19 protein-coding genes and 1 pseudogene are annotated in these 24,138 nt (G+C 61.4%); 13 read left to right on the top strand and 7 right to left on the bottom strand.

Features of this window, described 5'->3' with window-relative positions:
• Nucleotides 1-80: 80 nt before the first annotated feature.
• The 3 genes from xylF to BB029_RS14495 all read left to right on the top strand — a co-directional run bounded on the left by xylF (nt 81) and on the right by BB029_RS14495 (nt 3,889).
• Nucleotides 81-1,079 (top strand): D-xylose ABC transporter substrate-binding protein, encoded by a 999-nt coding sequence (gene xylF / locus BB029_RS14505; RefSeq protein WP_065939704.1) that lies wholly within the window; start codon nt 81-83, stop codon nt 1,077-1,079.
• Between the two features lie 128 nt (nt 1,080-1,207).
• Entirely contained in the window at nt 1,208-2,752 is a 1,545-nt protein-coding gene (xylG, locus tag BB029_RS14500) for a D-xylose ABC transporter ATP-binding protein (RefSeq protein WP_065939759.1), read from the top strand.
• Nucleotides 2,753-3,889 (top strand): sugar ABC transporter permease, encoded by a 1,137-nt coding sequence (locus tag BB029_RS14495; RefSeq protein ID WP_065939703.1) that lies wholly within the window; start codon nt 2,753-2,755, stop codon nt 3,887-3,889. It begins immediately after the preceding gene.
• Between the two features lie 5 nt (nt 3,890-3,894).
• On the opposite strand, the gene soxR is transcribed toward BB029_RS14495, so the two are convergent.
• Nucleotides 3,895-4,347: a redox-sensitive transcriptional activator SoxR gene (gene soxR, locus BB029_RS14490; RefSeq protein ID WP_065939702.1), complete on the bottom strand. Its 453-nt coding sequence runs from the start codon at nt 4,345-4,347 to the stop codon at nt 3,895-3,897.
• Nucleotides 4,348-4,435: 88 nt separating this feature from the next.
• Between soxR and BB029_RS14485 the strand changes: the two genes are divergently transcribed.
• Nucleotides 4,436-5,854: an MFS transporter gene (locus BB029_RS14485; protein WP_065939701.1), complete on the top strand. Its 1,419-nt coding sequence runs from the start codon at nt 4,436-4,438 to the stop codon at nt 5,852-5,854.
• 73 nt (nt 5,855-5,927) lie between these two features.
• Here BB029_RS14485 and BB029_RS14480 read toward each other — a convergent pair whose 3' ends face one another.
• From BB029_RS14480 to BB029_RS14460, 6 genes and pseudogenes are all read right to left on the bottom strand, one after another.
• Entirely contained in the window at nt 5,928-6,848 is a 921-nt protein-coding gene (locus BB029_RS14480; RefSeq protein ID WP_065939700.1) for a substrate-binding domain-containing protein, read from the bottom strand.
• A 17-nt stretch (nt 6,849-6,865) separates the two neighbouring features.
• A complete protein-coding gene (locus BB029_RS34265) occupies nt 6,866-7,621 on the bottom strand; it encodes a methyl-accepting chemotaxis protein (RefSeq protein WP_371263347.1) in 756 nt (251 codons plus the stop codon).
• Nucleotides 7,622-7,723: 102 nt separating this feature from the next.
• Nucleotides 7,724-8,143 (bottom strand): annotated as a pseudogene (locus BB029_RS34260) (HAMP domain-containing protein); the annotation flags it as partial.
• A gap of 990 nt (nt 8,144-9,133) precedes the next feature.
• A complete protein-coding gene (locus BB029_RS14470) occupies nt 9,134-10,384 on the bottom strand; it encodes a glycoside hydrolase family 68 protein (RefSeq protein ID WP_065939698.1) in 1,251 nt (416 codons plus the stop codon).
• 251 nt (nt 10,385-10,635) lie between these two features.
• Complete coding sequence (locus BB029_RS14465; RefSeq protein WP_065939697.1) at nt 10,636-11,574, bottom strand: pectate lyase; 939 nt, start codon at nt 11,572-11,574, stop codon at nt 10,636-10,638.
• Between the two features lie 241 nt (nt 11,575-11,815).
• Entirely contained in the window at nt 11,816-13,315 is a 1,500-nt protein-coding gene (locus BB029_RS14460) for a CoA-acylating methylmalonate-semialdehyde dehydrogenase (protein WP_065939696.1), read from the bottom strand.
• A 109-nt stretch (nt 13,316-13,424) separates the two neighbouring features.
• Between BB029_RS14460 and BB029_RS14455 the strand changes: the two genes are divergently transcribed.
• The 9 genes from BB029_RS14455 (at nt 13,425) to BB029_RS14415 (ending at nt 24,134) form a co-directional block, all read left to right on the top strand.
• Nucleotides 13,425-14,363 carry a LysR family transcriptional regulator gene (locus BB029_RS14455; RefSeq protein WP_065939695.1) on the top strand — a complete coding sequence of 313 codons (939 nt, stop codon included), beginning with the start codon at nt 13,425-13,427 and terminating at the stop codon, nt 14,361-14,363.
• A gap of 141 nt (nt 14,364-14,504) precedes the next feature.
• A complete protein-coding gene (locus BB029_RS14450) occupies nt 14,505-15,497 on the top strand; it encodes a transporter (protein ID WP_065939694.1) in 993 nt (330 codons plus the stop codon).
• Between the two features lie 39 nt (nt 15,498-15,536).
• Nucleotides 15,537-16,733 (top strand): MFS transporter, encoded by a 1,197-nt coding sequence (locus tag BB029_RS14445; RefSeq protein WP_065939693.1) that lies wholly within the window; start codon nt 15,537-15,539, stop codon nt 16,731-16,733.
• Nucleotides 16,734-16,758: 25 nt separating this feature from the next.
• Nucleotides 16,759-18,204 (top strand): carotenoid oxygenase family protein, encoded by a 1,446-nt coding sequence (locus BB029_RS14440; RefSeq protein WP_065939692.1) that lies wholly within the window; start codon nt 16,759-16,761, stop codon nt 18,202-18,204.
• Between the two features lie 191 nt (nt 18,205-18,395).
• Complete coding sequence (locus tag BB029_RS14435; protein WP_027603546.1) at nt 18,396-19,247, top strand: fumarylacetoacetate hydrolase family protein; 852 nt, start codon at nt 18,396-18,398, stop codon at nt 19,245-19,247.
• Between the two features lie 3 nt (nt 19,248-19,250).
• Nucleotides 19,251-20,078, top strand: a complete 828-nt coding sequence (locus tag BB029_RS14430; protein ID WP_027603545.1) for an IclR family transcriptional regulator — start codon at nt 19,251-19,253, stop codon at nt 20,076-20,078.
• Between the two features lie 21 nt (nt 20,079-20,099).
• Nucleotides 20,100-21,761 (top strand): bifunctional 3-(3-hydroxy-phenyl)propionate/3-hydroxycinnamic acid hydroxylase, encoded by a 1,662-nt coding sequence (locus BB029_RS14425; protein WP_065939691.1) that lies wholly within the window; start codon nt 20,100-20,102, stop codon nt 21,759-21,761.
• Nucleotides 21,758-22,606: a VOC family protein gene (locus BB029_RS14420; protein WP_027603543.1), complete on the top strand. Its 849-nt coding sequence runs from the start codon at nt 21,758-21,760 to the stop codon at nt 22,604-22,606. The genes BB029_RS14425 and BB029_RS14420 overlap by 4 nt, the downstream gene beginning before the upstream one ends.
• 49 nt (nt 22,607-22,655) lie before the next feature.
• The gene (locus BB029_RS14415; RefSeq protein WP_065939690.1) at nt 22,656-24,134 is read left to right on the top strand and encodes an aldehyde dehydrogenase family protein; all 1,479 of its coding nucleotides are present in this window, start codon (nt 22,656-22,658) and stop codon (nt 24,132-24,134) included.
• Nucleotides 24,135-24,138 lie beyond the last annotated feature (4 nt).

Here is a 24,138-nt window from a genome sequence, read left to right as displayed (position 1 = left end):
CGCCGGTTAGCCACACCTACAATGTTCGCCTAGAGTCTTCACCCAGTGTCTTTCCAACAACAATAAAAGGACGCACCACCATGAAGTCATTCAAACGTACCCTGCTCGCCACTGCCCTGGCCCTGTTCGCACTGCCGGTGATGGCCGATTCCGCCCACCCGAAAATCGGTTTTTCCATCGACGACCTGCGCCTGGAACGCTGGTCCCGTGACCGTGACTACTTCGTCGCCGCGGCGGAAAAACTCGATGCCAAGGTCTTTGTGCAGTCCGCCGATGCCAACGAGCAGAAGCAGATTTCGCAGATCGAAAACCTGATCTCCCGGGGTGTCGATGTGATCGTGATCGTGCCGTTCAACGCCACCGTGCTGACCAACGCGGTCGCCGAAGCCAAGAAAGCCGGGATCAAGGTGGTGTCATACGACCGCCTGATTCTCAACGCGGACATCGATGCCTACATCTCCTTCGATAACGAAAAAGTCGGTGAGATGCAGGCCAACGGCGTGCTGCAGGCGGCGCCCAAGGGCAATTACTTCCTGCTCGGCGGCGCGCCCACCGACAACAACGCCAAGGTACTGCGCGAAGGCCAGATGAAGGTGCTGCAACCGGCCATCGACAAGGGCGACATCAAGATTGTCGGCCAGCAGTGGGTCAAGGAATGGAACCCCACCGAAGCCCTGAGCATCGTCGAAAACGCCCTGACCCGTAACAGCAACAAGATCGACGCCATCGTCGCCTCCAACGACGCCACCGCCGGCGGTGCGATCCAGGCCCTGGCCGCGCAGAAATTGGCGGGCAAGGTGCCGATCTCCGGCCAGGACGCCGACCTCGCCGCCGTCAAGCGCGTGATCGACGGCACCCAGACCATGACCGTGTACAAGCCGCTCAAGCTGATCGCCACCGAAGCCGCCAAGCTCTCGGTGCAACTGGCGCGTAACGAGAAGCCCACCTACAGCTCGCAGTACGACAATGGCAGCAAGAAAGTCGATACCATCCTGCTCACCCCGACGCCGCTGACCAAGGCCAATATCGACCTGTTGGAGAAGGACGGGTTCTATACCAAAGAGCAGATCGGCCTGTAGGCGCTGGCTTGCCAGCAAAGATCGCGAACGAAAACGCGGAAAGCCTGAATAAACGCGGTGACTTGGTGTTTTTCGCGAGCAAGCTCGCTCCTACAGTCATGTCGTCAGTCCTGTGTGTGAGCCATGGTATGTCCGACTACCTGCTGCAAATGAACGGCATCGTCAAAACCTTTGGCGGTGTCCACGCGCTGAACGGCATCGACATCAAGGTGCGGCCGGGGGAATGCGTCGGCCTGTGCGGCGAGAACGGTGCCGGTAAATCCACCCTGATGAAGGTGCTGTCGGCGGTCTACCCCCATGGCACCTGGGAGGGCGAAATCCTCTGGGATGGGCAGCCGCTCAGGGCCCAGTCCATCAGCGAGACCGAGGCCGCCGGCATCGTCATCATTCACCAGGAACTGACCCTGGTGCCCGACCTGTCGGTGGCCGAGAACATCTTCATGGGCCACGAGCTGACGTTGCCCGGCGGGCGCATGAACTACCCGGCGATGCTCCATCGCGCCGAAGCGTTGATGCGCGAGCTCAAGGTGCCGGACATGAACGTCGCGCTGCCGGTGTCACAGTACGGCGGCGGCTACCAGCAACTGGTGGAAATCGCCAAGGCCCTGAACAAACAGGCGCGCCTGCTGATTCTCGACGAGCCCTCCTCGGCCCTGACCCGCTCGGAAATCGAGGTGCTGCTCGACATCATCCGCGGCCTCAAGGCCAAGGGCGTGGCCTGCGTGTACATCTCCCACAAGCTCGATGAAGTGGCGGCCGTGTGCGACACCATCACGGTGATCCGCGATGGCAAGCACATCGCGACCACGGCCATGGCCGACATGGACATCCCGCAGATCATCACGCAGATGGTCGGGCGGGAAATGAGCAACCTCTACCCCACCGAGCCCCATGCCATCGGCGAGGTGATTTTCGAAGCGCGCAACGTCACCTGCTATGACGTCGACAACCCCCAGCGCAAGCGCGTCGACGATGTTTCCTTTGTGCTCAAGCGCGGCGAAATCCTCGGCATAGCCGGGCTGGTGGGCGCCGGGCGTACGGAGTTGGTGTCGGCGTTGTTCGGCGCCTACCCCGGCCGTTACAGCGCCGAGGTGTGGCTCGACGGCCAGGTGATCGACACGCGCACGCCGCTCAAATCGATCCGCGCCGGACTGTGCATGGTGCCCGAGGACCGCAAGCGCCAGGGCATCATCCCCGACTTGGGCGTGGGCCAGAACATCACCCTGGCGGTGCTCGACACCTATGCCCACCTGACCCGCATCGATGCCGAGGCCGAACTGGGCAGCATCGACCAGCAGATCGCGCGCATGCACCTCAAGACCGCCAGCCCGTTCCTGCCGATCACCAGCCTGTCCGGTGGCAACCAGCAAAAGGCCGTGCTGGCGAAAATGCTGATGACCAAGCCCAAGGTGCTGATTCTCGACGAGCCCACACGTGGGGTGGATGTGGGCGCCAAGTATGAGATCTACAAACTGATGGGCGCGCTGGCGGCAGAAGGCGTGTCGATCATCATGGTTTCCTCGGAATTGGCCGAAGTGCTCGGCGTGTCCAACCGCGTGCTGGTGATCGGCGACGGCCAGTTGCGTGGCGACTTCATCAACGAGGGGCTCACCCAGGAACAGGTGCTCGCCGCCGCGCTCAGCCAAAACAATAACAATCGGAAAACCGCGTAGATGAATCAGGTCAAACAGCTGTTCACTCGCTACAAAATGCTCGCCCTGGTGATCGCCGTGGCGTTTATCTGGCTGTTTTTCAGCTGGCAGACCGAGGGCGGCTTTCTCACCCCGCGCAACCTGTCCAACCTGCTGCGGCAAATGTCGATCACCGGGATATTGGCGTGCGGCATGGTGCTGGTGATCATCAGCGGCGAGATCGATTTGTCGGTGGGTTCGTTGCTGGGACTGTTGGGCGGGCTCGCAGCGATCCTGGATGTGGTCTATCACATTCCGCTGTTGGCCAACCTCAGCCTGGTGGCGTTGTGCGGCCTGATGATCGGCTTGGCCAATGGCTACATGACCGCTTACCTGCGCATTCCGTCGTTTATCGTTGGCCTCGGCGGCATGCTCGCGTTTCGCGGGATCCTGCTGGGGATCACCGGCGGCACCACCATCGCGCCGGTGTCGCCGTCGCTGGTGTATGTAGGCCAGGGGTATTTGCCGCATTCGGTGGGGGTTGGCCTTGGGGTCTTGCTGTTTGCCCTGACTCTGTTTTTGACCTGGAAACAACGGCGCAACCGCGCGCTGCATGGCTTGGCGCCGCACGCCCTGATGCGCGATGTGCTGCGCGTGGGGGTGATCGGCGCGGTGCTCGCCGGGTTCGTCACCACCCTCAACAGCTACGACGGCATCCCCGTACCGGTGCTGCTGTTGCTGGTGCTGCTCGGTGTGTTCAGCTACGTCACCAGCCAGACCGTGTTCGGCCGCCGCGTCTACGCGGTGGGCAGCAACATGGAAGCCACGCGCCTGTCAGGCATCAACGTGCAGGCAGTGAAACTGTGGATCTTCGGCATCATGGGCGTGATGTGTGCCCTCGCCGGTCTGGTCAATACCGCACGCTTGGCTGCCGGCTCACCGTCAGCAGGCAACATGGGTGAGCTCGACGCTATCGCGGCGTGCTTCATCGGCGGCACGTCGATGCGCGGCGGCTCGGGCACGGTGTATGGCGCGTTGCTCGGGGCACTGGTGATTACCAGCCTGGATAACGGCATGTCGATGCTGGACGTGGACAGTTACTGGCAGATGATTGTGAAGGGCAGCATCCTGGTGTTGGCGGTGTGGGTGGATGTGAGTACGCGCACGGGGCGGCGCTGACTCTCTCACTTTCCGAGCAACACGGCCCCATCCCCCAGCCGTCCCAACTGATCCCCCGGATTGCGCAACGGGCAATCATCCAGGGACAGGCAACCACAGCCGATACAGCCATCGAGTTGGTCGCGCAGTTGAGTGAGGCTGTTGATACGCTCACTCAACAGGTCGCGCCAGTGTGTGGAGAGTTGGGTCCAGTCCTTGGCCGTCAACGGCCGTCCTGAAGGCAGTTCGTCCAACGCGTCCTTGATAGTCGCCAACGGAATGCCCGCGCGCTGCGCGACCTTGATCACCGCAATTCGGCGCAGTACGTCCCGCTGATAACGACGCTGATTGCCCGCGCTGCGTTGTGCGTGAATCAACCCCTTGGCTTCGTAGAAATGCACCGTGGCCACGGTCACGCCGCTGCGCCGGGCCAATTCGCCCACGCCGAGGGGGATGCGCACATCGATTTTCGCTTCCATCCGGCTCTTGACCTCATCTAAACATGAGGTTTTATAAAGGGTGTCGGCTTGCCTTGGCAAGCCTTCAGTCCTTTGAATCGGAGCCTGCATGGACACACCTCAACCCTCCCCCTCCAACTGGGCCGCGCTGTTGTCCGGTGCCAACGGCGTACGTTCGCTCGCACTGGCCGGCGGCGTGGTGCTGCATGCGATCAACGTGTACATCGCCACCACGATTCTGCCGTCAGTGGTCCAGGACATCGGCGGCATCGACTATTACGCATGGAACACCACGTTATTTGTCGCCGCCTCGATCCTCGGCTCGGCATTGTCGGCGCGCCTGCTCGGCAGCCTCGGGCCGCGTGCGGCGTACCTGGTCGCCAGCCTGGTGTTCGCCGGCGGGGCCTTGGCCTGTGCGTTTGCGCCGTCCATGCCGGTGATGCTCGTGGGGCGGTTGGTGCAGGGATTGGGCGGTGGGTTCTTGTTCGCGCTGTCCTACGCGATGATTCGGTTGGTGTTCGATGAAAGCCTGTGGCCGCGCGCGATGGCGTTGGTGTCGGGGATGTGGGGCGTGGCGACGCTGGTCGGGCCAGCGGTGGGCGGAGTGTTTGCCGAGCTGGGCATATGGCGCGCGGCGTTCTGGTCGTTGATTCCGGTGGCCGGGTTGTTCGCGGTGCTGGCGGCGGCGGTACTGCCCAGGCGCAGCACCGAGAGCGCTGCGCCGACCCCGTTGCCACTCGCCCAACTGGTGCTGCTGACGGCGGCGGTACTGGCGGTGTCGGCCGGCAGTGTCTCGTCCACCCTGCCCCTGAACCTGCTGGGGCTGGCCGTGGCGGCTGTGTTCACCGCGCTGCTGATCGTCACGGAAAGCCGCGCCCGCCATCGACTGTTGCCCGCCGGCGCGTTTCGGATCACCACGGCACTCGGCGCGCTGTACGCGACGATGTCATTGCTGGCGGTGGCGGTGACCAGTGGCGAAATCTTCGTGCCGTTGTTTCTTCAAGTCCTGCACCACCAGTCGCCGCTGGTGGCCGGTTATCTGGCGGCATTGATGGCGGCCGGCTGGACGCTGGGGTCAATCGCCAGCGCGGGTGTGACGGGCAGCAACATTCGACGGGCGATCCTGGCCGGGCCGATCCTGGGCGTGGTGGGCATGGTGGCGCTGGCCATCTTGATGCCCGTCGAAAGCAACGGCAGCGGGCAGACGCTCACACCGATCTGCCTGGCGCTTATCCTGATTGGGTTGGGCGTGGGGCTGGCTTGGCCGCACTTGCTGACGCGGGTGTTCCAGGTGGCGCCGGCCGGTGAGCAGGACCTCGCGAGCGCGTCGATTACTACCGTGCAACTGTTCGCTACCGCGTTTGGCGCGGCACTGGCGGGCATGGTCGCAAACGTCGCCGGCCTCAGTGAGCCCGGCGGTGTCGAAGGCACCGCAAGCGCTGCGGTGTGGCTGTTTGGGGTGTTTGCACTGGCGCCCGTGGTGGGTGTTCTGATTGCCAGGCGGGTGGTTCGCATGATCGGTCAGTAGCATGCCAAGCTCACCAATCCCCCTGCCTGAGCACATTTGACTGCATTCCAAGGTTGGATCGAGGTGCTCAGTGCTATTCAAACGCCTGGCGATTCTCGGGCGTGATCAACTTGAACGGCACCCAGACCACCGCCGACTCCAGCACCTCACCGCGAACCAGGCGCAGTGCGGTGTCCACTGCGCCGCCGGCCTGGCCGGCGGCATCCTGGAACACGCTGACCGCCATCTTGCCCTCAGCCATCAATTTCAAGCCGTCCGGTGTGCCGTCGATGCCGCCGACCCAATAGTCCTTGGCCTGCTTGCCGGCCTTTTCCAGGCCCATGATCGCGCCGATCGCCATTTCATCGTTATTGGCCGCAATGATCGAGAAATCGACGCCCTGCTTGACCCAGTCAATAACAATCGTGGCGGCCTGGCTACGCTCCCAGTTACCGACTTTTTTCTGTACGACTTTCATATCGGGGTATTTGGCGACGACTTTTTCCACGTCCTCGGTGCGCATCAAAGAGGACGCGTTGGCCGGGTCGCCCACCAGAATCACCACGTTGCCCTTGTAACCGGCGCGGCGCGCAAGCTCTTCCATCTGCAAAGTACCCGACTCCAACTCGTTGGAGCCGACAAACGCGGTCTGCGCCGGCCACGTTTGCGGGTTCGGATTGCGGTTGACGAACACCAGCGGGATCTTTGCATCCGAGGCCAGCTGCATCATCTGCGCCGCACTTTTGCCGTCGACCATCGCGACGATGATCGCATCCACCTTGGAATTGACCAGGTTGCGGAATTGGCGCATCTGCAAATCGACGCTGTCCTGCCCGTTCTCCATAAAGATGTCGGCGTTCATGACGCTGGCCTGTTGCTGCACCCCGTTGCGCAGCAGGGTCTGGAAGTTATCGTCGTACTTTGCCATGCCCACACCCAGCAAGGGCGTGGCGGCCTGGGCCGCGCCCGGAATGAACAGCGTCGCCCCCAAGGCGAGGATTAACCATGCTTTCATGTTCTGACTCCCGCGGCTCAAACGCTGAAATGATGGAGCAGCTCGCGCTGCACCTTGGCCATGTCCGCCAGCTCGTGGCTGCTGATGGCGGACTGCTCGGCGCCGTCTGCCGTCTGCTGGGCCGAATCGTTGATCTGGATGACCATCCGACTGGTTTCCTGCACCGTGGCGCTCTGCTCCTCGGTGGCGGCGGCGATCTGGATATTCATGTCGCGGATACTGTCGACCGAGTCGCTCATCGACAGCAGCAAGTCACCCGCGCCCGAGGCCAGGGACACGCATTGGGTGGACTGCGCCTGGCTTTCGTTCATCACGTGCACCACCGAGTGAATTTTTTCCTGCATGAGCCCGATCATGTCCTGGATTTCGCTGGTCGAGGTCTGGGTACGGCTGGCCAGGGAGCGCACTTCATCGGCCACCACCGCAAAACCGCGTCCCTGCTCGCCGGCACGGGCCGCTTCGATGGCCGCATTCAGGGCGAGCAGGTTGGTCTGTTCGGCAATGGTGCGAATGGCGACAACAATGCCTTCGATATTCTGCCCGTACTTCTGCAACTCATCGGTCACCTGCGTGGCCTTGTTCACCTGGTCGGCCTGCTGGCGGATGTTGACGATGGTCTCGGCCACACGCGCCTGCACCTTGTGCGTGAGCTCACTTGTGTCGTCCACGGCCTGGCGGGTGTCCTGCGCACGCCGGGCCACCTCTTCGACCGTGCTTTCCATCTGCGTCATGGCCGAGGCGGCCGATTGCAGGCGGTCCTTCTGCTCATCCACCACACGGGTGGTCTGCTCGCTGTTCAAGGCGTTGCTGCCCGCGGTAACGGCCAGCGCATCGGCAGAGCCGATCAATTCACGAAAGGTTTTGCGCAGGGCCGTGGTCAGTTCGTTCAGGTAACCGCCCAACTCACCGAACTCGTCTTTACGGCTGACATCGAAACTGACCCGCATGTCCCCCGCCGTGAGCGTCTTGAGGACGTCACGAAACGCCGCCAGCGGACGCCGCAGGCTGAAGGCGACCCAGGTACCAATCGCCACCGCCGCCAGCACCGCCAGCACACACGCGATCAACAGCAAGCTGCGGCTGGTGCCAATGGTGGCATTGGCCGACTGGCTGGCCTGGTTGGCGACCTCCAGGGACTGGCTGCCGAACTCGCCAATCCTGTCCAGGGTGGCTTTCAGCGCCGCGTCAACCGCACTGCGTTGCTGCTGCACCTGCGCGGCCAGTTTTGCCTCCACCTGATAAGCCTGGAACAGGCCGTCAGGGGCGGTCAGGTCAGTCAGCAGGCGATTGACCATGACGCCGGCAATCCGCCCGACCCTGGGGTCAATTGCCGCCAGGGCCTGGGCCCGGGTGCTGATCACTTCGTCCTGGAGATTGAGCACACGCTGTAATTTATCAATGGCCGGCGTGACGGTATGAGCCGCGAAGCCATCGTAGGATTTGTTGACTTCCAACAGCAGCTTTTCCGCTGCGGCCACCTGTTGCGGTTCGCCGACACTGCGTGCATGGGCAATGTAATCGCGCAGATAGCTGGTCAGCTGTATCGCCTGCGCACTGCTGTAGCCTTGCAGTTGCCGGGTCAGCGCCAACTGCTGCACGTGTTGCACATGGGACGTCATCAACGCCTGCGCCTGCTCGGCGTAGGCCGCGACCTGTTGGCGCTGCTGCGCCAGGTTCGCGCGCAGCGCCTCATGCTCGCCCGTATAGGCAACGGTGCTGTCGAGCAATTGATTGAACTGGGCGATGCTCTCGGTGAACGGTCGCTTGCCGTCCTCGATCTGCTTGGGGTCGGTGCTGATCTGAATGGCCAGCAACGCCTGGTTGGCGCGCAGAATGTGCACGTATAGCTCACTGGCGGCCCGGCTCAAGGGTGCCGACTCGCCGGTGATAATGTTCAAGCGACTGCTGATGGACTGGGTGTTCTGATAACTGATCCCCGCCATGACTAGCAGTAACAGCACCAACACCGCAAACCCGCCGATCACACGCTGCAATATGGTCATGGCCACCCCTTTTGATTTTTATTCGTTGACCTGAGCGACGACCAGGCGTGCACCTACGAGTTCGGGATCACTCGTGGTGCTAGTGCCTGTATCGGCCTTCAGAGCGGGGACTTGAGCGTTAAAGATGGCCTGAAACGCGATCAAAAAAAGTGGGAGGGGGCTTGCTCCCGATAGCGGTGGGTCAGTCGACATCTACGGTGACTGACACTCCGCCATCGGGGTAAGCCCCCTCCCACATTTGGATCGGTTTACACCTGAATCAGGCTGGGTTTTGCACTGCGGTCACTGGCTCAACACCACATCCCGCATCGCCGGAATATAGCCATAGTCATAAGCCTCCTGCACAAACGAACGATCGCCCTTCAACACGATCCTGACCGTCGGCGCTTCGGTGCCACCGATGCGGTAGTCATCGCCGGTGGTGGGCACGCTGTCGATAAACGACGTCACCAGGCCGTTGGGCATCACGCAGTGGGAATACGTCTGGAACGGCTGCGACGGCGGATTGCCGAGGACCAGCCCGGACGCATTCATCGGCGTATAAGGCCCGAACAGATGATCGCTGACAAACCCATACACGCCATCCGGCCCCGTCACGCCATCGGCATAGGTGAACTTGTGGCTGATGGTGAACAGGTAGTACTTGTTGTCCTGGAACACATAGTGCGGCCGTTCGGTCTGGTCGTTCACGCCAACAGCCGTGACCAGGGGCGGCAGGATTTCCCATTCGTCACCGTTGAGGTCCTTGGCCACGGCGATGCCGATGCAGCCCACCTGGTAGCGGGCACCGCCCACGTCCTCGTGCCCCGGCGGCACCAGGCCCAGCTCGTTCGGGCCCACTGCGTGAGTCCCGCGCTCGCCGGCGACATTGCCTTCGAACACCATGTACAACTTGCCATCGACGGGATCGATAAAGGGGCTGGGATCGCGAAAGTTCCAGGTCGCATTCTGCGCTTCGGTTTGATAATAGGTGCCGTCGGCGTCGAACAACGACTTGACCTGATCAAAGCCCTGGAGGGTGACACCGGTGTCCGACGTAATGACCTGGCCCCGGACTTTGGCAATCGTGGCACCCGGCGTGACGCAGGTGTAGTACAGGTCGATGTCACCGTTGTTATTCAACAGGATCGGCGTGCCCGCCCATTCACGGGTGGTCGGCGAAACCCCTTCGGCCATGACCCGGCCGCCGAAGATCCAGTCCTTGCCGGTACGCGAATACCAGTAGCAGATCCGCGCATGACCATGGCGGTCTTCCCAATCGCGCTTGATGTCGTAACGGCCATCGGCATTGATGAATTGTGGATCATGGGGGCGACGGTCGGCGGTCAGGGTGAAGATCACCGACCAGCCATCCACCGATACCACCGTGCCATCGAGTTCACGCAAGGGCATGGTGTCCCAGATAAAGACCGTGTCACTCATGACAGGAAAGTCAGGACTCACTAACGGCTGTGTCGTCGTCGGGTCATTTTCATTAACTTTCAGCGCATCGGCCCGTGTCCAGCGAGTGGGTGTGTGATTCGCATGTTTCATGATGATGTCCTTTTGCTGACGCTTAAGTGACAAGCGAAGATTAAATAGCACCGAACAGCCAGCAACTTAATACTGACCGAAAGAGCAAGAGATAGTTGGCTCTGCAAGTGCGCACCAAGGTTTAACATGGGCACTCGCCTATCGCAACATGAAGAATTATTTAGATTACAAAGGCCATCACTGTATTTATATCCTTGATATAAATACAGTGGCACTTGCAATAAATGACAGCTCAATAGAAAGCTAGCTACTCAACTACCGAATACCAGCGACGCAGCCTGGGCACCAGCATTCTTCTGTGTGAAGTCCTTGGCTTGCGCCGCGGTCTTCAAGGTATAGGCGTAGTTGGAACTGGCCGTCCATTGTGCTTTGGGCGACTTCTGGTTGGTGATCGGCGGCACACTGTTTATATCCGTGAACGTCCCGGTGCCTTTGTCATCCAACATGCCTTTGTTTTGGCTGCCTTCGCCAAAATAGTTGCTTTCAGACAGGATATTGGCGTTCTGTGCCAGGGTAAAACCGAGGTGGAAGTTATTGATGTAGTTGTTGTACACATGAAAGTAACCGTAGCGCATCAAGCCAGGCGCACGCACTTCCATGTTGTCGAAGCGGTTATGGCACAACGTCAGGCGCGGATAACCGTTGAACTCTGCCTTATTATCATCCGCCGGGTGACCGAAGATCAGCCCGTACTTGTGGCTGCCAAAGAAGCAGTTGCTGATGGTGGCATAATCGGCTTTTTCACCGATATACAGCAGTTTGTCTTCACTGCCGTCAGTGGTGGACCAGCTGTGCCCGACAAACGAGCAATGGTCAATCCAGTATTTGCTGCCGTAGTTCAGGTACACCTGAATATCGTCATTGGCCTTAATGCTCGCCGAATGCTTGAAGATAATATTCTGCAGAATGATGTTCTGCGACTGCGCGGTTGCACGCAGGTGAATATTCTCCAACGTGCGGTTCTGGAACGAACCGATCAGGGTCTTGTTGGCACCCAAGTTGACTTTGGTCAGGCTCGACGCCGAGATATTACTGTTGATCACCAATACCCGTGGGGTGGTGTCGCCGATATTAGCCTTGAGTTGATCCAGGCTGGTAATGCTGACCACAGGGCCGGACCAGCCGCCAGTGACTTTTGCCGCGAGGGCGAAACCGGTCAAGCCGGTGAGTTTGCTTTCTGGATAGGACATGAGTTCCCTCTCTATCAATAAAAACGGCTCGGTAGAACGAGCCTGTGCATTAAGTTAATCCATTAACTTGCACACAGTGTTTGGCGTGGCTGATGTTGCCATCCTGGTTGATCAGCGCTTAAACACTGTGTTTATGTACAGTATTCGTCATTCGCCTGGCCGTCAACCCTCAAGTGAAAAACAACCAAAAGTGGGAGGGGCTAACCCCCTCCCACTTTTGCCCTACGGTGTTCTTCCAACGTTATTTGGACACCGGCATCGCAAACTCCGCGCCCTGCTCGATGCTCTCCGACCAGCGCTGCATGATCGATTTCTGCTTGGTGTAGAAGCGCACACCCTCAGTGCCGTAGGCATGCATGTCGCCGAACAGGCTCTTCTTCCAGCCACCAAACCCGTGCCAGGCCATCGGCACCGGGATCGGCACGTTGATGCCGACCATGCCCACTTCGATACGCCGGGCAAACTCGCGGGCAATGTTGCCGTCGCGGGTAAAGCAGCTGACGCCGTTGCCGAATTCGTGGTCGTTGACCAGCTTCACCGCCTCGGCGAAGTCATTCACGCGCACGCAGGCCAGTACCGGGCCGAAGATTTCTTCGCGGTAGATGCTCATCTCCTGGGTCACGTGGTCGAACAGGGTCGCGCCGAGCCAGAAGCCGTTTTCCAGGCCGGCTTCGGTAGGGACATAGTCACGCCCGTCGAGCAGCAATTGCGCGCCGGCCTGCACGCCATGTTCGATGTAGCCGCTGATGCGCTCCAGTGCGGCGCGGGACACAATCGGGCCCATCTCGGCCTTGAGGTCGCGGCCGTCGGTGATGCGCAGGTGCCTGGCGCGTTCGGTCAGGGCGGCGATGACTTTGTCACCGACATCGCCGACCAGTACCGCGACAGAAATGGCCATGCAGCGTTCGCCGGCACTGCCGTAGGCGGCGCCCATCAAGGCGTCGACGGTTTTTTCGATATCCGCGTCCGGCATCACCACCATATGGTTCTTCGCGCCGCCCAGGCCTTGCACACGCTTGCCGTTGCGCGCACCGGTTTCGTAGATGTACTGGGCAATCGGCGTGGAGCCGACGAAGCTCACAGCCTTGACGTCCGGGTGCGCGATCAGCGCGTCCACCGATTCCTTGTCACCCTGCACCACGTTGAACACGCCTTTGGGCAGGCCGGCTTCACGCAGCAGTTCAGCCATGAACAGCGAAGCACTTGGATCGGTCGGGCTTGGCTTGAGGATGAAGGTGTTGCCCGCCGCAATGGCGATCGGGTACATCCACATCGGCACCATCACCGGGAAGTTGAACGGCGTGACGCCGGCCACGACACCCAGCGGCTGGCGCATCGTCCAGTTGTCCATGCCACGGGAGACCTGGTCGGAATGCTCGCCCTTGAGCAGGTTGGGGATGCCGCAGGCGAATTCGAGAATGTCGATGCCACGGTCGACTTCGCCCTGGGCATCGGTGAAGACCTTGCCGTGTTCGGCGACGATGATGCGCGCCAGGTCGTCCTTGCGCTCACGCAGCAGGTGCAGGTATTCGAACAGCACTCGGGCGCGACGGATAGGCGGGGTGTCGGCCCAACCGGCAAAAGCGGCCTGGGCAGCGGCGACGGCTTCGGACACGGTCTGGCTGCTGGCCAGGGCAACGCGGCCGGTGATTTCGCCGGTGGCCGGGTTGTAGACGTCCTGATAGCGATCATCGCGGCTGACGCGCTGGTCGTTGATGTAGTGCTCGATTGTTGTAGTCATGGCAGTAGATCCCAGGTGGGTTGCGTTGGGACACACGATAGGCTTTCGGTTTGTTCCAAACCAGAGCAGAATCAAGAACTGATTGTCCTCACAAGCGAACAATAAACCCATGGAAAAATCCGAGATCGAAGGGCTGTGGACCCACATTCACTGGCTCTCAGTGCTAGAGGAACACGGCACCTACACCGCCGCCGCCGCGCGCCTGGGGGTGAGTAAATCTGCCGTCAGCCAGCGCATTTCCGACCTGGAGAAAGCCACCGGCACGCGGCTGGTGACCCGCACCACGCGCAGTGTGCGGTTGACCGATGCCGGGTTGTCGCTGACCCGTGAAGTGCGCGGTGCCTATGAGCAAATCGCGCGCAGCTTCTCGTCGGTGCGCGATTCCGCCGGGGAGATTCGTGGCCTGGTGCGCTTGACCGCCCCCGTGGCATTCGCCCGACAACAGCTGGTGCCGCACTTGGCGGAATTCCTGCAGCAGTACCCGCAGGTACGTATCCAGCTGGATGTCTCGGATGCCTTGAGTTCGCTGGCGGCCGAAGGCTACGACCTCGCTGTGCGCCACGGCTTCCAGGTGCCGGAAACCCATGTGGCCTGGAAGCTGTGCGATACCGGCTCGGTGCTGGTCGCCAGCCGCGATTACCTGCAACGCCACGGCGAGCCGCGCGAACCCGGCGACCTGTCCGCCCACAACTGCCTGTTCTACCCACGCGGCACCGACCAGCCCGCATGGACCTTCGAACGCGGCGGCAAAAAGGCCGAACGCCTCACCGTGCCCATCGCCGGCAGCTTCGCCACCAACAACAGCGAAGCCCTGCGTGATTCGGCGCTCAACCACTTGGGCATCGCCCTGCTCCCGGACTTCAGCGCCCAAGCCGCGCTGGCCAGCGGCAAGCTGGTACAGGTGCTCAAGGGCTGGACGCTCAAGGGCGCGTTTGCCGATGAGATCTACCTGATCAGGCCGTATTCGCCCCATGTGCCGAAGTCGGTGAGTGCGTTGGTGGGGTATTTGAAGGGCAAGTTGTCGGGTGGGTTTCGCTACGAGGGTTGACAGCGCTGGCGTTAAAACGAGCCCCGTGGCGCTATCAGTCAACTCTGGCGGTACCGCGCAAGTACGCCGGCGGGGTTTGGCTTAGGGTGATTGTGCGAGGGAGTTCCCTCTGCTCACAATTCCAATAATAGAGCCACGTCAATGAGCCCACTCAAATACTTGCCAGCGTGCCTGGTGCTCAGCTTCGCCTCGTCAATTGTATTCGCCGCCGATGGGCCGCCAGCGCCCTCGGTGACCGAGCCCAGTGGCATCAACCTCGGCGGCACCAGTTTCTACGATGGTTTTGCCGGGCCGCCCGGCCTGTCCCATCTCACCTACTTGAAGTTCAGCACCGCCAGCAGTGTCAGGACCAACAGCGGCAAGGCCAACGGCGCCTTCGACAATCCCAAAATCAACGTGATCACGCTGATCAACCAACTCAGCTACTACTCGCCCGACACCATTGGCGGCGGGGCCCACCTGGGCTGGAGCTTGCTGGTGCCCGTCGTGTCACTGGATGCCACCTTTGGCAGTAATGGACCGGCGCTGCAAGACAACGCCACGGGGCTTGGCGATGTCACCGTCGGGCCGCAGATCCAATTCGATCCTATCGTCGATGCGCACGGGCGCCCGGTGTTTGTGCAGCGGGTGGCCTTTGACACGATCCTGCCGACCGGTAAATACGACAAACACAAAGACCTCAACCCAGGGTCGAACTATTACTCCCTGAACCCCTACTGGGCCGCAACCTGGATGCCGGCACCGCGCTGGGAAGTCAGTTGGCGCCTGCATTACCTGTACAACTTCAAGAACCGCGATCCGGCCAGCAGCTCGCAGGATTCCTTCGAGGGCAAACCGGTGAGCGACAGCCGCGCCGGGCAGTCGGCCTGGGCCAACTTCACGGCGTCCTATGAAGTCATCCCCAACGTGTCGGTGGGGATCAACGGCTATTACTTCCGGCAGATCACCGACGACCAGATCAACGGCGACCGGCTGAGCGACTCGCGGGAAAAAGTGCTGGGCATAGGCCCCGGCATGTTCTGGAAAATCAGTGAAGGCCAAGGCTTCTGGCTTAACACTTACAAGGAAACCGGTGTCGAGAACCGTTCCCGGCAGGACTATGCCGTGCAGGTTCGTTACGCCCACACCTTCTGACCGACAAGCGCTCGCTCACCCTATCGAGGTACTGCATTCATGAATGCATCCGCTGGCATCGACAGCAAAACATCACTGGCGGCTATTTGCCTGATGATGGTCACGTCCCTTGGCACCTTGCAGATTCAACCGATTCTGGGCGGGGCTTTTATCGATCAGCTCGGTATCCCGCTCAATGCCATCGGTAGGATTTTCGCAGGCGAACTGATTGCCATGGCGCTCACCTGCGGGGTGTTTGCCCTGTTGATGACCCGCGTCAATCGCCGATGGGTGGCGCAGCTCGCCTTGCTGGTGCTGGTCTGCGCCAATCTGGCGAGTACCCGGTTCCACAGCGAAACATCGCTGCTGCTGTGCCGCATTGTCTCTGGCGCCAGCGGCGGCGCGGTGATGGCGGTGGTGTATGCCTCGGCGGCACTGCGCACAGCCAAGGACGCGACGTTCGCGGTGATCAATATCGGCAATCTGTTCTGGGGCATGTTGCTGGTGACCTCGATGCCAGCGGTGCTCATGGCCTTTGGCGTCAACGGCGCGTTTTACCTGCTGGCCGGCGCCAGTGCCTTGGCCCTGCTCGGCTGCGGACGCGTGCCTGCGCAGTACACCCCCGCCGACGGTGCACCGGCGCGGCTGGCCCAGCCGTTCGGCCTGACGTCACTCTTGTTGATCGGGCTGTTTGCGCTGTTGTTTTTTGGCCATTCTGCGCTGTGGGTGTATCAGGAGCGCATCGGCAAAAGTATCGGCCTGGAGCCCCAGCAGATCGGCGCCATACTGGGTGGCAGTATTCTTGCCGGGGCACTCGGTGCTGCACTGGCGGGCCTTATCGGGCGACGCCTGGGGCTGCTGTTTCCGCAGTTGATGGGGTTCGGCACGGCGGTGATGGCCACGCTGATCATGGTCTACGGCGACAGCCCCATGGCGTTCGCCACCACGGCATGCCTGATCCATATGGTCTGGTTCTTCAGCCTCCCCTACCTGCTCTCGATGGCAGCCGAGTTGGACGCGAGCGGTCGACTCGCAGGCCTGGGCAATGCTGCGATCTTCGTGGGCCAGGGCCTCGGCCCGTTTGGCGCGGCCCTGGTCGTCGGTGACGGACACTTCCGTGCGGTCGGCTGGCTGGCGGCCTCGGCGTATATCGTCGCCCTGGTCATATCCTGCTGGATGGTTGCCCGTTTTCGCCGCGCGTCCGGCCCTTCAACACCCGACGCGCCTGCGCTGCCCGCCGGCCTGCTCGATAAATAAATACTGCGCACATGAGGTCTTAGCCATGAGTACCCGATTCCCGCAAACCCCTGAATTTTCCGGGGCGCTGTATAGCCCCAGTCGTGTCGAAGCCGAGGTGCTGGACCTTGAGGTCGAAGGCACCCTTCCCGCGTCCATCCTAGGCGTCTTCTATCAGGTGGCCCCCGACCCGCAATACCCGCCCATGCTGGGCAGCGATATGTTTTTCAACGGTGACGGGATAGTCAGCGGTTTCTATTTTGCTGACGGCAAGGTGTCCCTGCGGCGACGCTACGTGAAGACCGATCGCTTGCTCGCGCAGCGCCGTGAAGGCCGTTCCCTCAATGGCGTCTATCGAAACGCGTACACCAATGACCCACTGGCGGCCAAAAACAACACCACCGCCAATACGTCGGTGATCCCTCACAACGGCAGGCTGCTCGCACTCAAGGAGGACGCCCTGCCCTGGGCCATGGACCTGCAAACCCTGGAAACCCTGGGCGAATGGGATTTTGCCGGGCAAATCAAGTCGGCGACCTTTACCGCCCACCCCAAGATCGACCCCGTCACCGGCAACCTGCTGGCCTTCAGTTATGAAGCCAAAGGTGACGGCACGCCGGATATGGCGTATTTCGAACTCTCACCCGACGGCAATCTGCTCAAAGAGATCTGGTTCCAGGCACCTTATGCGGCGATGGTGCATGACTTTGCGGTCACCGAGCACTACGTCGTGTTCCCACTGATTCCGCTGACCGTCGATGTAGAACGCATGAAAAACGGCGGGCCGCATTTTCAGTGGCAACCTGATCTGCCGCAGTTGTTTGCCGTGCTGCCGCGCAATGGCAACGCGCAGGCTATCCGCTGGTTCAAAGGACCCAAGGACAGCTTTCAAGGCCACACCCTCAATGCCTTCGATCAAGACGGCAAAGTGTACGTGGACATGCCGGTTACTGGCGGCAACGTGTTTTATTTCTTCCCCCAGGCGGACGGTGCGGTGCCCGCCCCCGAGGACCTGCCTTCGAGCCTGATGCGCTGGACGTTTGATCTGAACGACGCGCGGGATGACGTCGAGCCGCAACCGTTGACCGACTACATGTGTGAGTTTCCCCGCTGCGATGAGCGCTATCTGGGTCGCCCGTACGAACACGGCTTTGTGCTCGCTTTTGATCCGACACTGCCCTACAACCCCGCAAACGGACCCATGCCCTTTCAGTTTTTCAACCAGGTGGCCCATCTGAACCTCAAGACGGGCAGCACCGACGCCTGGTTCCCAGGGGACAACAGTTGCTTCCAGGAGCCCATATTCATCCCTCGTTCCGCGGATGCCGAAGAGGCCGACGGTTACGTGGTCGCACTGCTGAATGTGCTGGACCAGGCGCGCAGCGAACTGGTGATCCTGGATTCGCGAGACATGGCCAGCGGGCCCATTGCGCGGATCAAGGTTCCGTTACGGATGCGCATGTCCCTGCACGGCTGCTGGGCACAGGGATAACCCTGGGCTAGACCCGACCGCCAGCACACCGAATGGCCTGCTCCCGAAGGCAGGCACGCGGCTGCGCGAAGGCAAAAAATATACATTTTTCCTGCAATTTGGGATTTAAGAAAAATCCCGCTTTACAGGATTTTTAAGCGCGAATAGAGTGAAATTCTGTCCACGCTTCCCTCGCCCACAAGGACTATCGAATGAAACTTGCAAGCTTCACCGTTGAAGGCCGTCCCACCTATGGCATCGTCGAAGGCGACCAGGTGGCTGATCTGGAATCGATGAAAAATACCCTCGGCGCGGATCTCAAGCAGGCGCTTGCCCTCGGCCGCCTGGGGTCGGTGAGCGATGAGCAGGTGTCGAGCCTGCCGCGCCGGGCACTGGCCGGCGTGACGCTGCTGCCGGTCATTCCAAACCCCGGCAAGGTGCTGTGCATCGGCATCAACTACGCGACCCACGTGCGCGAAACCGGGCGTGACATGCCGGTTTACCCAATGATTTTCACGCGATTTGCCGACAGCCAGACCGCTCACCTGCAACCCATCGTGCGGCCGACGGTCTCGCACAAGCTGGATTTCGAGGGCGAACTCGCCATCATCATTGGCAAGACCGCGCGCCACATCCGCAAAGCCGACGCCCTCGATTACGTCGCCGGCTACGCCTGCTACAACGATGGCAGCGTGCGCGATTGGCAAAAGCACACCCTTCAATTCGTCCCCGGCAAGAACTTCCCGAGCACCGGCGGGTTTGGCCCGTGGCTGGTCACCCGTGACGAAATCAGCGACCCGCAGAACCTCGAATTGACCACCCGGCTCAACGGCGAGGTCATGCAGCACACGTCCACGCGCGACATGATCTTCGATGTCGGCGCACTGATCGAATACTGCTCCACCTTTACCGAACTCGCCCCCGGTGACGTGATTGTCAGCGGCACCACCGGCGGGGTTGGAGCCTTCCGCGAGCCGCCGGTGTGGATGCAGCCCGGTGATGTGGTGGAAGTGGAGATCTCGCGCATCGGCACCCTGCGTAACACCATCGTCGACGAGCAATAAACCATGACCCTGATCGATGAATCATCCCAACCGCCAGAGCGCGACACCAAGGGTTCCAGCCTGGAGCGCATGCTGCGCGTGCTGGATCTGTTTACCGAGGCGCAGCCGATCTGGGCGGTCGACGACATGGTCAGCGCGCTGGGGTTTACCCGCTCCACCGCCTACCGCTACGTGCGTGAACTGGCCGAGACCAATCTGTTGTTCCAGGTCGAGGCCGGGCGCTATGCACTGGGAGCCAGGATCATTACCTGGGACCGTCAACTGCGGCTCAGCGACCCGCTGGTACGCGCCGCGCAGCAGCTGGAGGCCAACCTGCCAGGCTGGAGTGAGCAACAAGTCTGGCTGATCTGCCGGTTGTTCAAGGACCAAGTGGTGTGTGTTCACCAGTGCGGTGAATTGGCCAGCACCGTCAGCTATTCCCGTGGTTCGCCACGGCCGTTGTTCATGGGCGCGACCTCAAAAGCCATCCTTGCGCACATGAACGCCCGCCAGCACAGCCAGCTGTTTCTCGAGCACCCTGACGAGGTGCGGGCCAGCAACCTGGGCGCCACCTGGGAAGACTTCCGCCGCTCGCTGCAACGCTTGCGGCGCCAGGGCTATGTGGCCAGTGCAGGCGAAGTCGACCCCGGCGTGTACGGCCTGGCCGCACCGATATTCGACGGCGACGGCAAGGTGGTGGGCAGCCTCAGTTGCGTGCGCCCGGCAGCCGAGCGGCACAAGGCGCTGGAGCAGGAACAGGGTGAGCAGATGGTCGCGCTGGCCCACACCCTCTCGCGGCACATGCTCGCGCTGACCCACAGCGCCAACCCATCCTCCAAGCCATTGGACTGATGCAGTCGTAGGGGAACAACAATGACAACCCTGAACAGTATCAATACCCGTGTCCTGATCGTCGGTGCCGGCCCTACCGGGCTGACCCTGGCCAACCTGCTGGGCCAGGCCGGCGTGGATGCCTGGATTATCGACAGCAAACCGGGCACCGTCACCGAGCCTCGCGCGGTCTCGATCGACGATGAGTCGTTGCGCACCATGCAGGCCATGGGATTGAGCCAGGCGGTGCTGGCGGACGTGGTGGCCGGCTATGGCGTGCATTACTTTACGCGCCCTGGCGGGCGGTGCTTCGGCAAGGTCGAACCCAGCGGCAAGCTATACGGTTTTCCCAAGCGCAATGCGTTCCGCCAACCGCTGTTCGAAAGCACGTTGAGGGCCGGCCTGCAGCGTTTCGCTTGCCTGACTGCACGCTTCAGCCACGAACTGCTGGAGTTCACCCAGGACGAGCACGGCGTGCGCGCGCTGGTCGTGGACGCCAACAAGGAACTGCTGGAAGTGCAGGCCGACTACCTGATCGCCTGTGATGGTGGGCGCAGTCCGGTGCGTAAACAGCTTGGGATCAATATGGTCGGCTCCAGCTTCGCCTCGCGCTGGCTGGTGGTGGACACCGATCAGGACGATGACCCGTTCTGGCAAACCCGCGTGTACTGCGATGCGCGCCGCCCGATCGTCGAGGTCCCCGGCCCGCATCGCACGCGGCGCTTCGAGTTCATGCTCAAGGACGGCGAAAGCGACGCGCAGATGCTCAGCCAAGCGCGATTGCAAGCTTTGCTACGCCCGTTCAAGGGCGATGCACCGCTCTCCATCGTGCGTAAAACCGTGTACACCTTTCACGCCCGCATAGCCGAACGCTGGCAAGTCAACCGTGTGTTGCTCGCCGGTGACGCGGCACACCTCACGCCGCCCTATGCCGGACAAGGCATGAACAGCGGCGTGCGCGATGCCCATAACCTGGCCTGGAAACTGATCGGCGTACTGACCGGGAAAATGGCCCCGGCCGTTTTGCTCACCTACGAAAGCGAGCGCCGCGATCACGCGTGGGCATTGATCAAGCTCGCGCTGAACCTCGGGGTGGTGATGGCGCCCGCTACCGTGCTGCGGGCGCGATTGATCAGTGGTGCATTCTCGCTGATCGGGCGGGTACCGCCGCTGCGTGACTACTTCCTGCAGATGCGCTTCAAGCCAAAACCACGGCTGCGCCAAGGCCTGGTGCTCACCGCCGGTGCCGCGGGCGGCGTGCGCAGCGGGCAGATGTTCCCCCAGCCCAGCCTCACCGACAGCCAGGGCACTGAACGTCTGCTCGACGATTACATCGGTGCAGGTTTCGCCCTGGTCCAATACGGAGACCCTCATGGCGAACGCCTGGATCAATTGCAACACCCGCTCTGGGCGCACTTGGAGGTGAAGCGGATTCTGATCCTGCCAGGTTCCGTCAGCAAGCCGCCTGCCCTGCCGGGCTGCACGGTATTGCACGATCACGCCGGGGCGCTCGAGGCATTGCTCGGCGCCAGCGCCAGCTTCTTCCTGCTGCGGCCTGATCGCTACATCGCCGCGATTTTCCACAGCGCCACCGAGACAATCACTGCCGAGGCCTTGCAGTCCTTGCTGGGTGCCGTGCCCGCGGGCGATCGCACGCCCCGACCGTCCATCACAACGCCCGTTACGCTCGAGAGGTGCGTATGAACACATTGCAAACGTCCACCCCGGCTCGCCTGTGCTACTTGCACCTGGCGAGCAAAGACCCGCAACGGCAGATCGACTTCTATCAACGCATGATGGACATGCAGGGCCAGCCTCAAGCCGACGGCCACTGGCTACTCAGGGGACCTAATCGCGCCATGCTGCTCTCCCCGGCCGAGCACAGCGGCCTGCTGGCGGCGGCGTATGACCTGGCATGCCCAGAGAAACTCGCCATGCTGTACCGCCGCCTGCGCGAGCGCAACTGCACCACCGAAGACATCAGCTCGCCACTGCTCGCCCCGGGCGCCTTTGCAATACGCGATCCTCAAGGTCGCCAGACGATTTTTGGCGTATCCCAGGCACACACCCATGCCACCCCACCCGGCATGCCCGGCCGCCTGCAGCATGTGGTGTTCCAGACCACCGAGCTGGAAGCGATGATTGAGTTCTACGTCAACACCGTTGGCTTCACGGTGTCCGACAGCGTGGTCGACCAACAGAGCGGCCTGTTGATGGTGTGCTTCCTGCGTTCGGACGATGAGCACCATTCGCTGGCGTTCTTCCGCGGCTCGAAAAACGAGTGGGATCATCACTGTTACGAAACCAATGAATGGAATGACATTCGAGACTGGGGTGATCGCTTTGCCAAGGAGCGCATCAGCATTTTCTTTGGCCCCGGCCGTCATGGGCCGGGCGACAACCTGTTCTTCATGGTAGTGGATGCCGATCGCAACCGGCTGGAGTTCTCGGCGGAGCTGCAAATCACCGAAGCGAGCGACCCTCCTGGCACTTGGCCGCAAGAAGAACACACCCTCAACTCCTGGGGGCGCGCGTGGATCAGAACCTGAGCCCGTCTTGCTCTGAAACCACGCGCCCCACTGACCCAAAGGTAAAACCATGACTGCCCAACGCCCAACCCCTTACGCCCTCAATGGCGACCAGTTCATCGACGGCACCTGGCACACCGGTCGTTCCTCAGCACGGCTGGACGATCGCAATCCTTTCAACGGCGAGACATTGCTCGAAATGCCCCTGGCCAGCGTTGCCGACCTCGACGCGGCCTACGCAGCAGCCCAACGTGCACAAACCCCGTGGGCGCAGTTGCATCCAACCACACGCGGCGCCCAGCTGGAAAAGCTCGCTCACGTCATCCAGCAACGCCGCGAAGAGATCATCGACTGGCTGATTCGCGAGTCCGGCAGTACCCGTATCAAGGCGACCATGGAGTGGCAATTCACCCTGAACCTGGTGCGTGAATGCATTGCGCTGCCCATGCAGGTAGAGGGGCGCATCCTGAGCAGCTACAAGCCCGGCGAACAAAGCTTCGTGTTCCGTGAGCCGCTCGGGGTGATTGGGGTCATCAGCCCCTGGAACTTCCCCCTGTACTTGAGCATGCGTTCGGTGGTTCCGGCGTTGGCACTGGGCAATACGGTGGTCCTTAAACCGGCCAGCGACACGGCCGTGACCGGCGGCCTGCTGATTGCGCACCTGTTCGAAGAAGCGGGTTTTCCCGAGGGCACGCTCAATGTAGTGGTCGGCGCCGGCTCGGAAATCGGCGATGCCTTTGTGGGGCACCCCGTTCCCAGCCTGATCTCATTTACCGGGTCTACCGAGGTCGGGCGCAATGTCGGGCGCATCGCCACCGGCGGCCAGCACATCAAGCGGGTCGCCCTGGAGCTTGGCGGCAACGCGCCGCTGGTGGTGCTCGATGATGCGGATATCGACCTTGCCGCGCATGCAGCAGTGGTCGGACGCTTCCTGCATCAGGGCCAGATCTGCATGAGCGTCAACCGGGTGATTGTGGACCGTTCGCTCTACGCCGACTTCAGCGCGTTGGTGGTGGAGCGCGTGCGCAACTTGAAAACCGGCAACCCTAACCTCGCCGATACAGTGATTGGCCCGGTGATCAACCGCAGCCAGTTGGACGGCCTGCTGCGCAAGGTCAATGCCGCCGACAGCGCGAGCCTGAAGAAACTGCACGGTGGCCCGGCGTCCGGGCTGGTGCTGCCGCCCCATGTATACGGGGATGTCCCTTTCGACCACGAACTGGCGCACGATGAAACCTTCGGGCCCTTGCTGCCCATATTGATCGCCGACAATGAGGCACATGCCCTGACCCTGGCCAACGCCAGCGAATATGGGCTGTCCAGCGCCGTGTTCAGTAAAGATATGGCCCGCGCGCTGAATTTTTCCCGTGGCATCGTGGCTGGGATGACGCACATTAACGACATCACTGTGGACGACCAGCCCAATGCCCCGTTCGGTGGCGAAAAGAACTCGGGGCTGGGACGCTTCAACGGTCACTATGCCCTGGATGAATTCACCCGTGCGCACTGGGTGACCTGGCAAGCCGGGAGCCACCACTACCCCTTCTAGGAAA

This window comes from Pseudomonas sp. S3E12 (genome assembly GCF_001702295.1).
In the GTDB taxonomy this organism is placed as follows: Bacteria; Pseudomonadota; Gammaproteobacteria; order Pseudomonadales; family Pseudomonadaceae; genus Aquipseudomonas; species Aquipseudomonas marginalis.
The sequence above is the reverse complement of the archived record's forward strand: the minus strand, read 5'-3'. Positions and strand labels throughout refer to the sequence as shown.

Bases quoted from the DNA above. Each gene is read 5' to 3' on its own strand.
- BB029_RS14465 (WP_065939697.1), bottom strand. From the start codon at position 11,574: ATGTCCTATCCAGAAAGCAAACTCACCGGCTTGACCGGTTTCGCCCTC.
- BB029_RS14450 (WP_065939694.1), top strand. From the start codon at position 14,505: ATGAGCCCACTCAAATACTTGCCAGCGTGCCTGGTGCTCAGCTTCGCC.
- BB029_RS14455 (WP_065939695.1), top strand. From the start codon at position 13,425: ATGGAAAAATCCGAGATCGAAGGGCTGTGGACCCACATTCACTGGCTC.
- BB029_RS14470 (WP_065939698.1), bottom strand. From the start codon at position 10,384: ATGAAACATGCGAATCACACACCCACTCGCTGGACACGGGCCGATGCG.
- BB029_RS14445 (WP_065939693.1), top strand. From the start codon at position 15,537: ATGAATGCATCCGCTGGCATCGACAGCAAAACATCACTGGCGGCTATT.
- BB029_RS14480 (WP_065939700.1), bottom strand. From the start codon at position 6,848: ATGAAAGCATGGTTAATCCTCGCCTTGGGGGCGACGCTGTTCATTCCG.
- BB029_RS14430 (WP_027603545.1), top strand. From the start codon at position 19,251: ATGACCCTGATCGATGAATCATCCCAACCGCCAGAGCGCGACACCAAG.
- BB029_RS14495 (WP_065939703.1), top strand. From the start codon at position 2,753: ATGAATCAGGTCAAACAGCTGTTCACTCGCTACAAAATGCTCGCCCTG.
- BB029_RS14460 (WP_065939696.1), bottom strand. From the start codon at position 13,315: ATGACTACAACAATCGAGCACTACATCAACGACCAGCGCGTCAGCCGC.
- xylG (WP_065939759.1), top strand. From the start codon at position 1,208: ATGTCCGACTACCTGCTGCAAATGAACGGCATCGTCAAAACCTTTGGC.
- soxR (WP_065939702.1), bottom strand. From the start codon at position 4,347: ATGGAAGCGAAAATCGATGTGCGCATCCCCCTCGGCGTGGGCGAATTG.
- BB029_RS14425 (WP_065939691.1), top strand. From the start codon at position 20,100: ATGACAACCCTGAACAGTATCAATACCCGTGTCCTGATCGTCGGTGCC.
- xylF (WP_065939704.1), top strand. From the start codon at position 81: ATGAAGTCATTCAAACGTACCCTGCTCGCCACTGCCCTGGCCCTGTTC.
- BB029_RS14435 (WP_027603546.1), top strand. From the start codon at position 18,396: ATGAAACTTGCAAGCTTCACCGTTGAAGGCCGTCCCACCTATGGCATC.
- BB029_RS14415 (WP_065939690.1), top strand. From the start codon at position 22,656: ATGACTGCCCAACGCCCAACCCCTTACGCCCTCAATGGCGACCAGTTC.
- BB029_RS14485 (WP_065939701.1), top strand. From the start codon at position 4,436: ATGGACACACCTCAACCCTCCCCCTCCAACTGGGCCGCGCTGTTGTCC.
- BB029_RS14440 (WP_065939692.1), top strand. From the start codon at position 16,759: ATGAGTACCCGATTCCCGCAAACCCCTGAATTTTCCGGGGCGCTGTAT.
- BB029_RS14420 (WP_027603543.1), top strand. From the start codon at position 21,758: ATGAACACATTGCAAACGTCCACCCCGGCTCGCCTGTGCTACTTGCAC.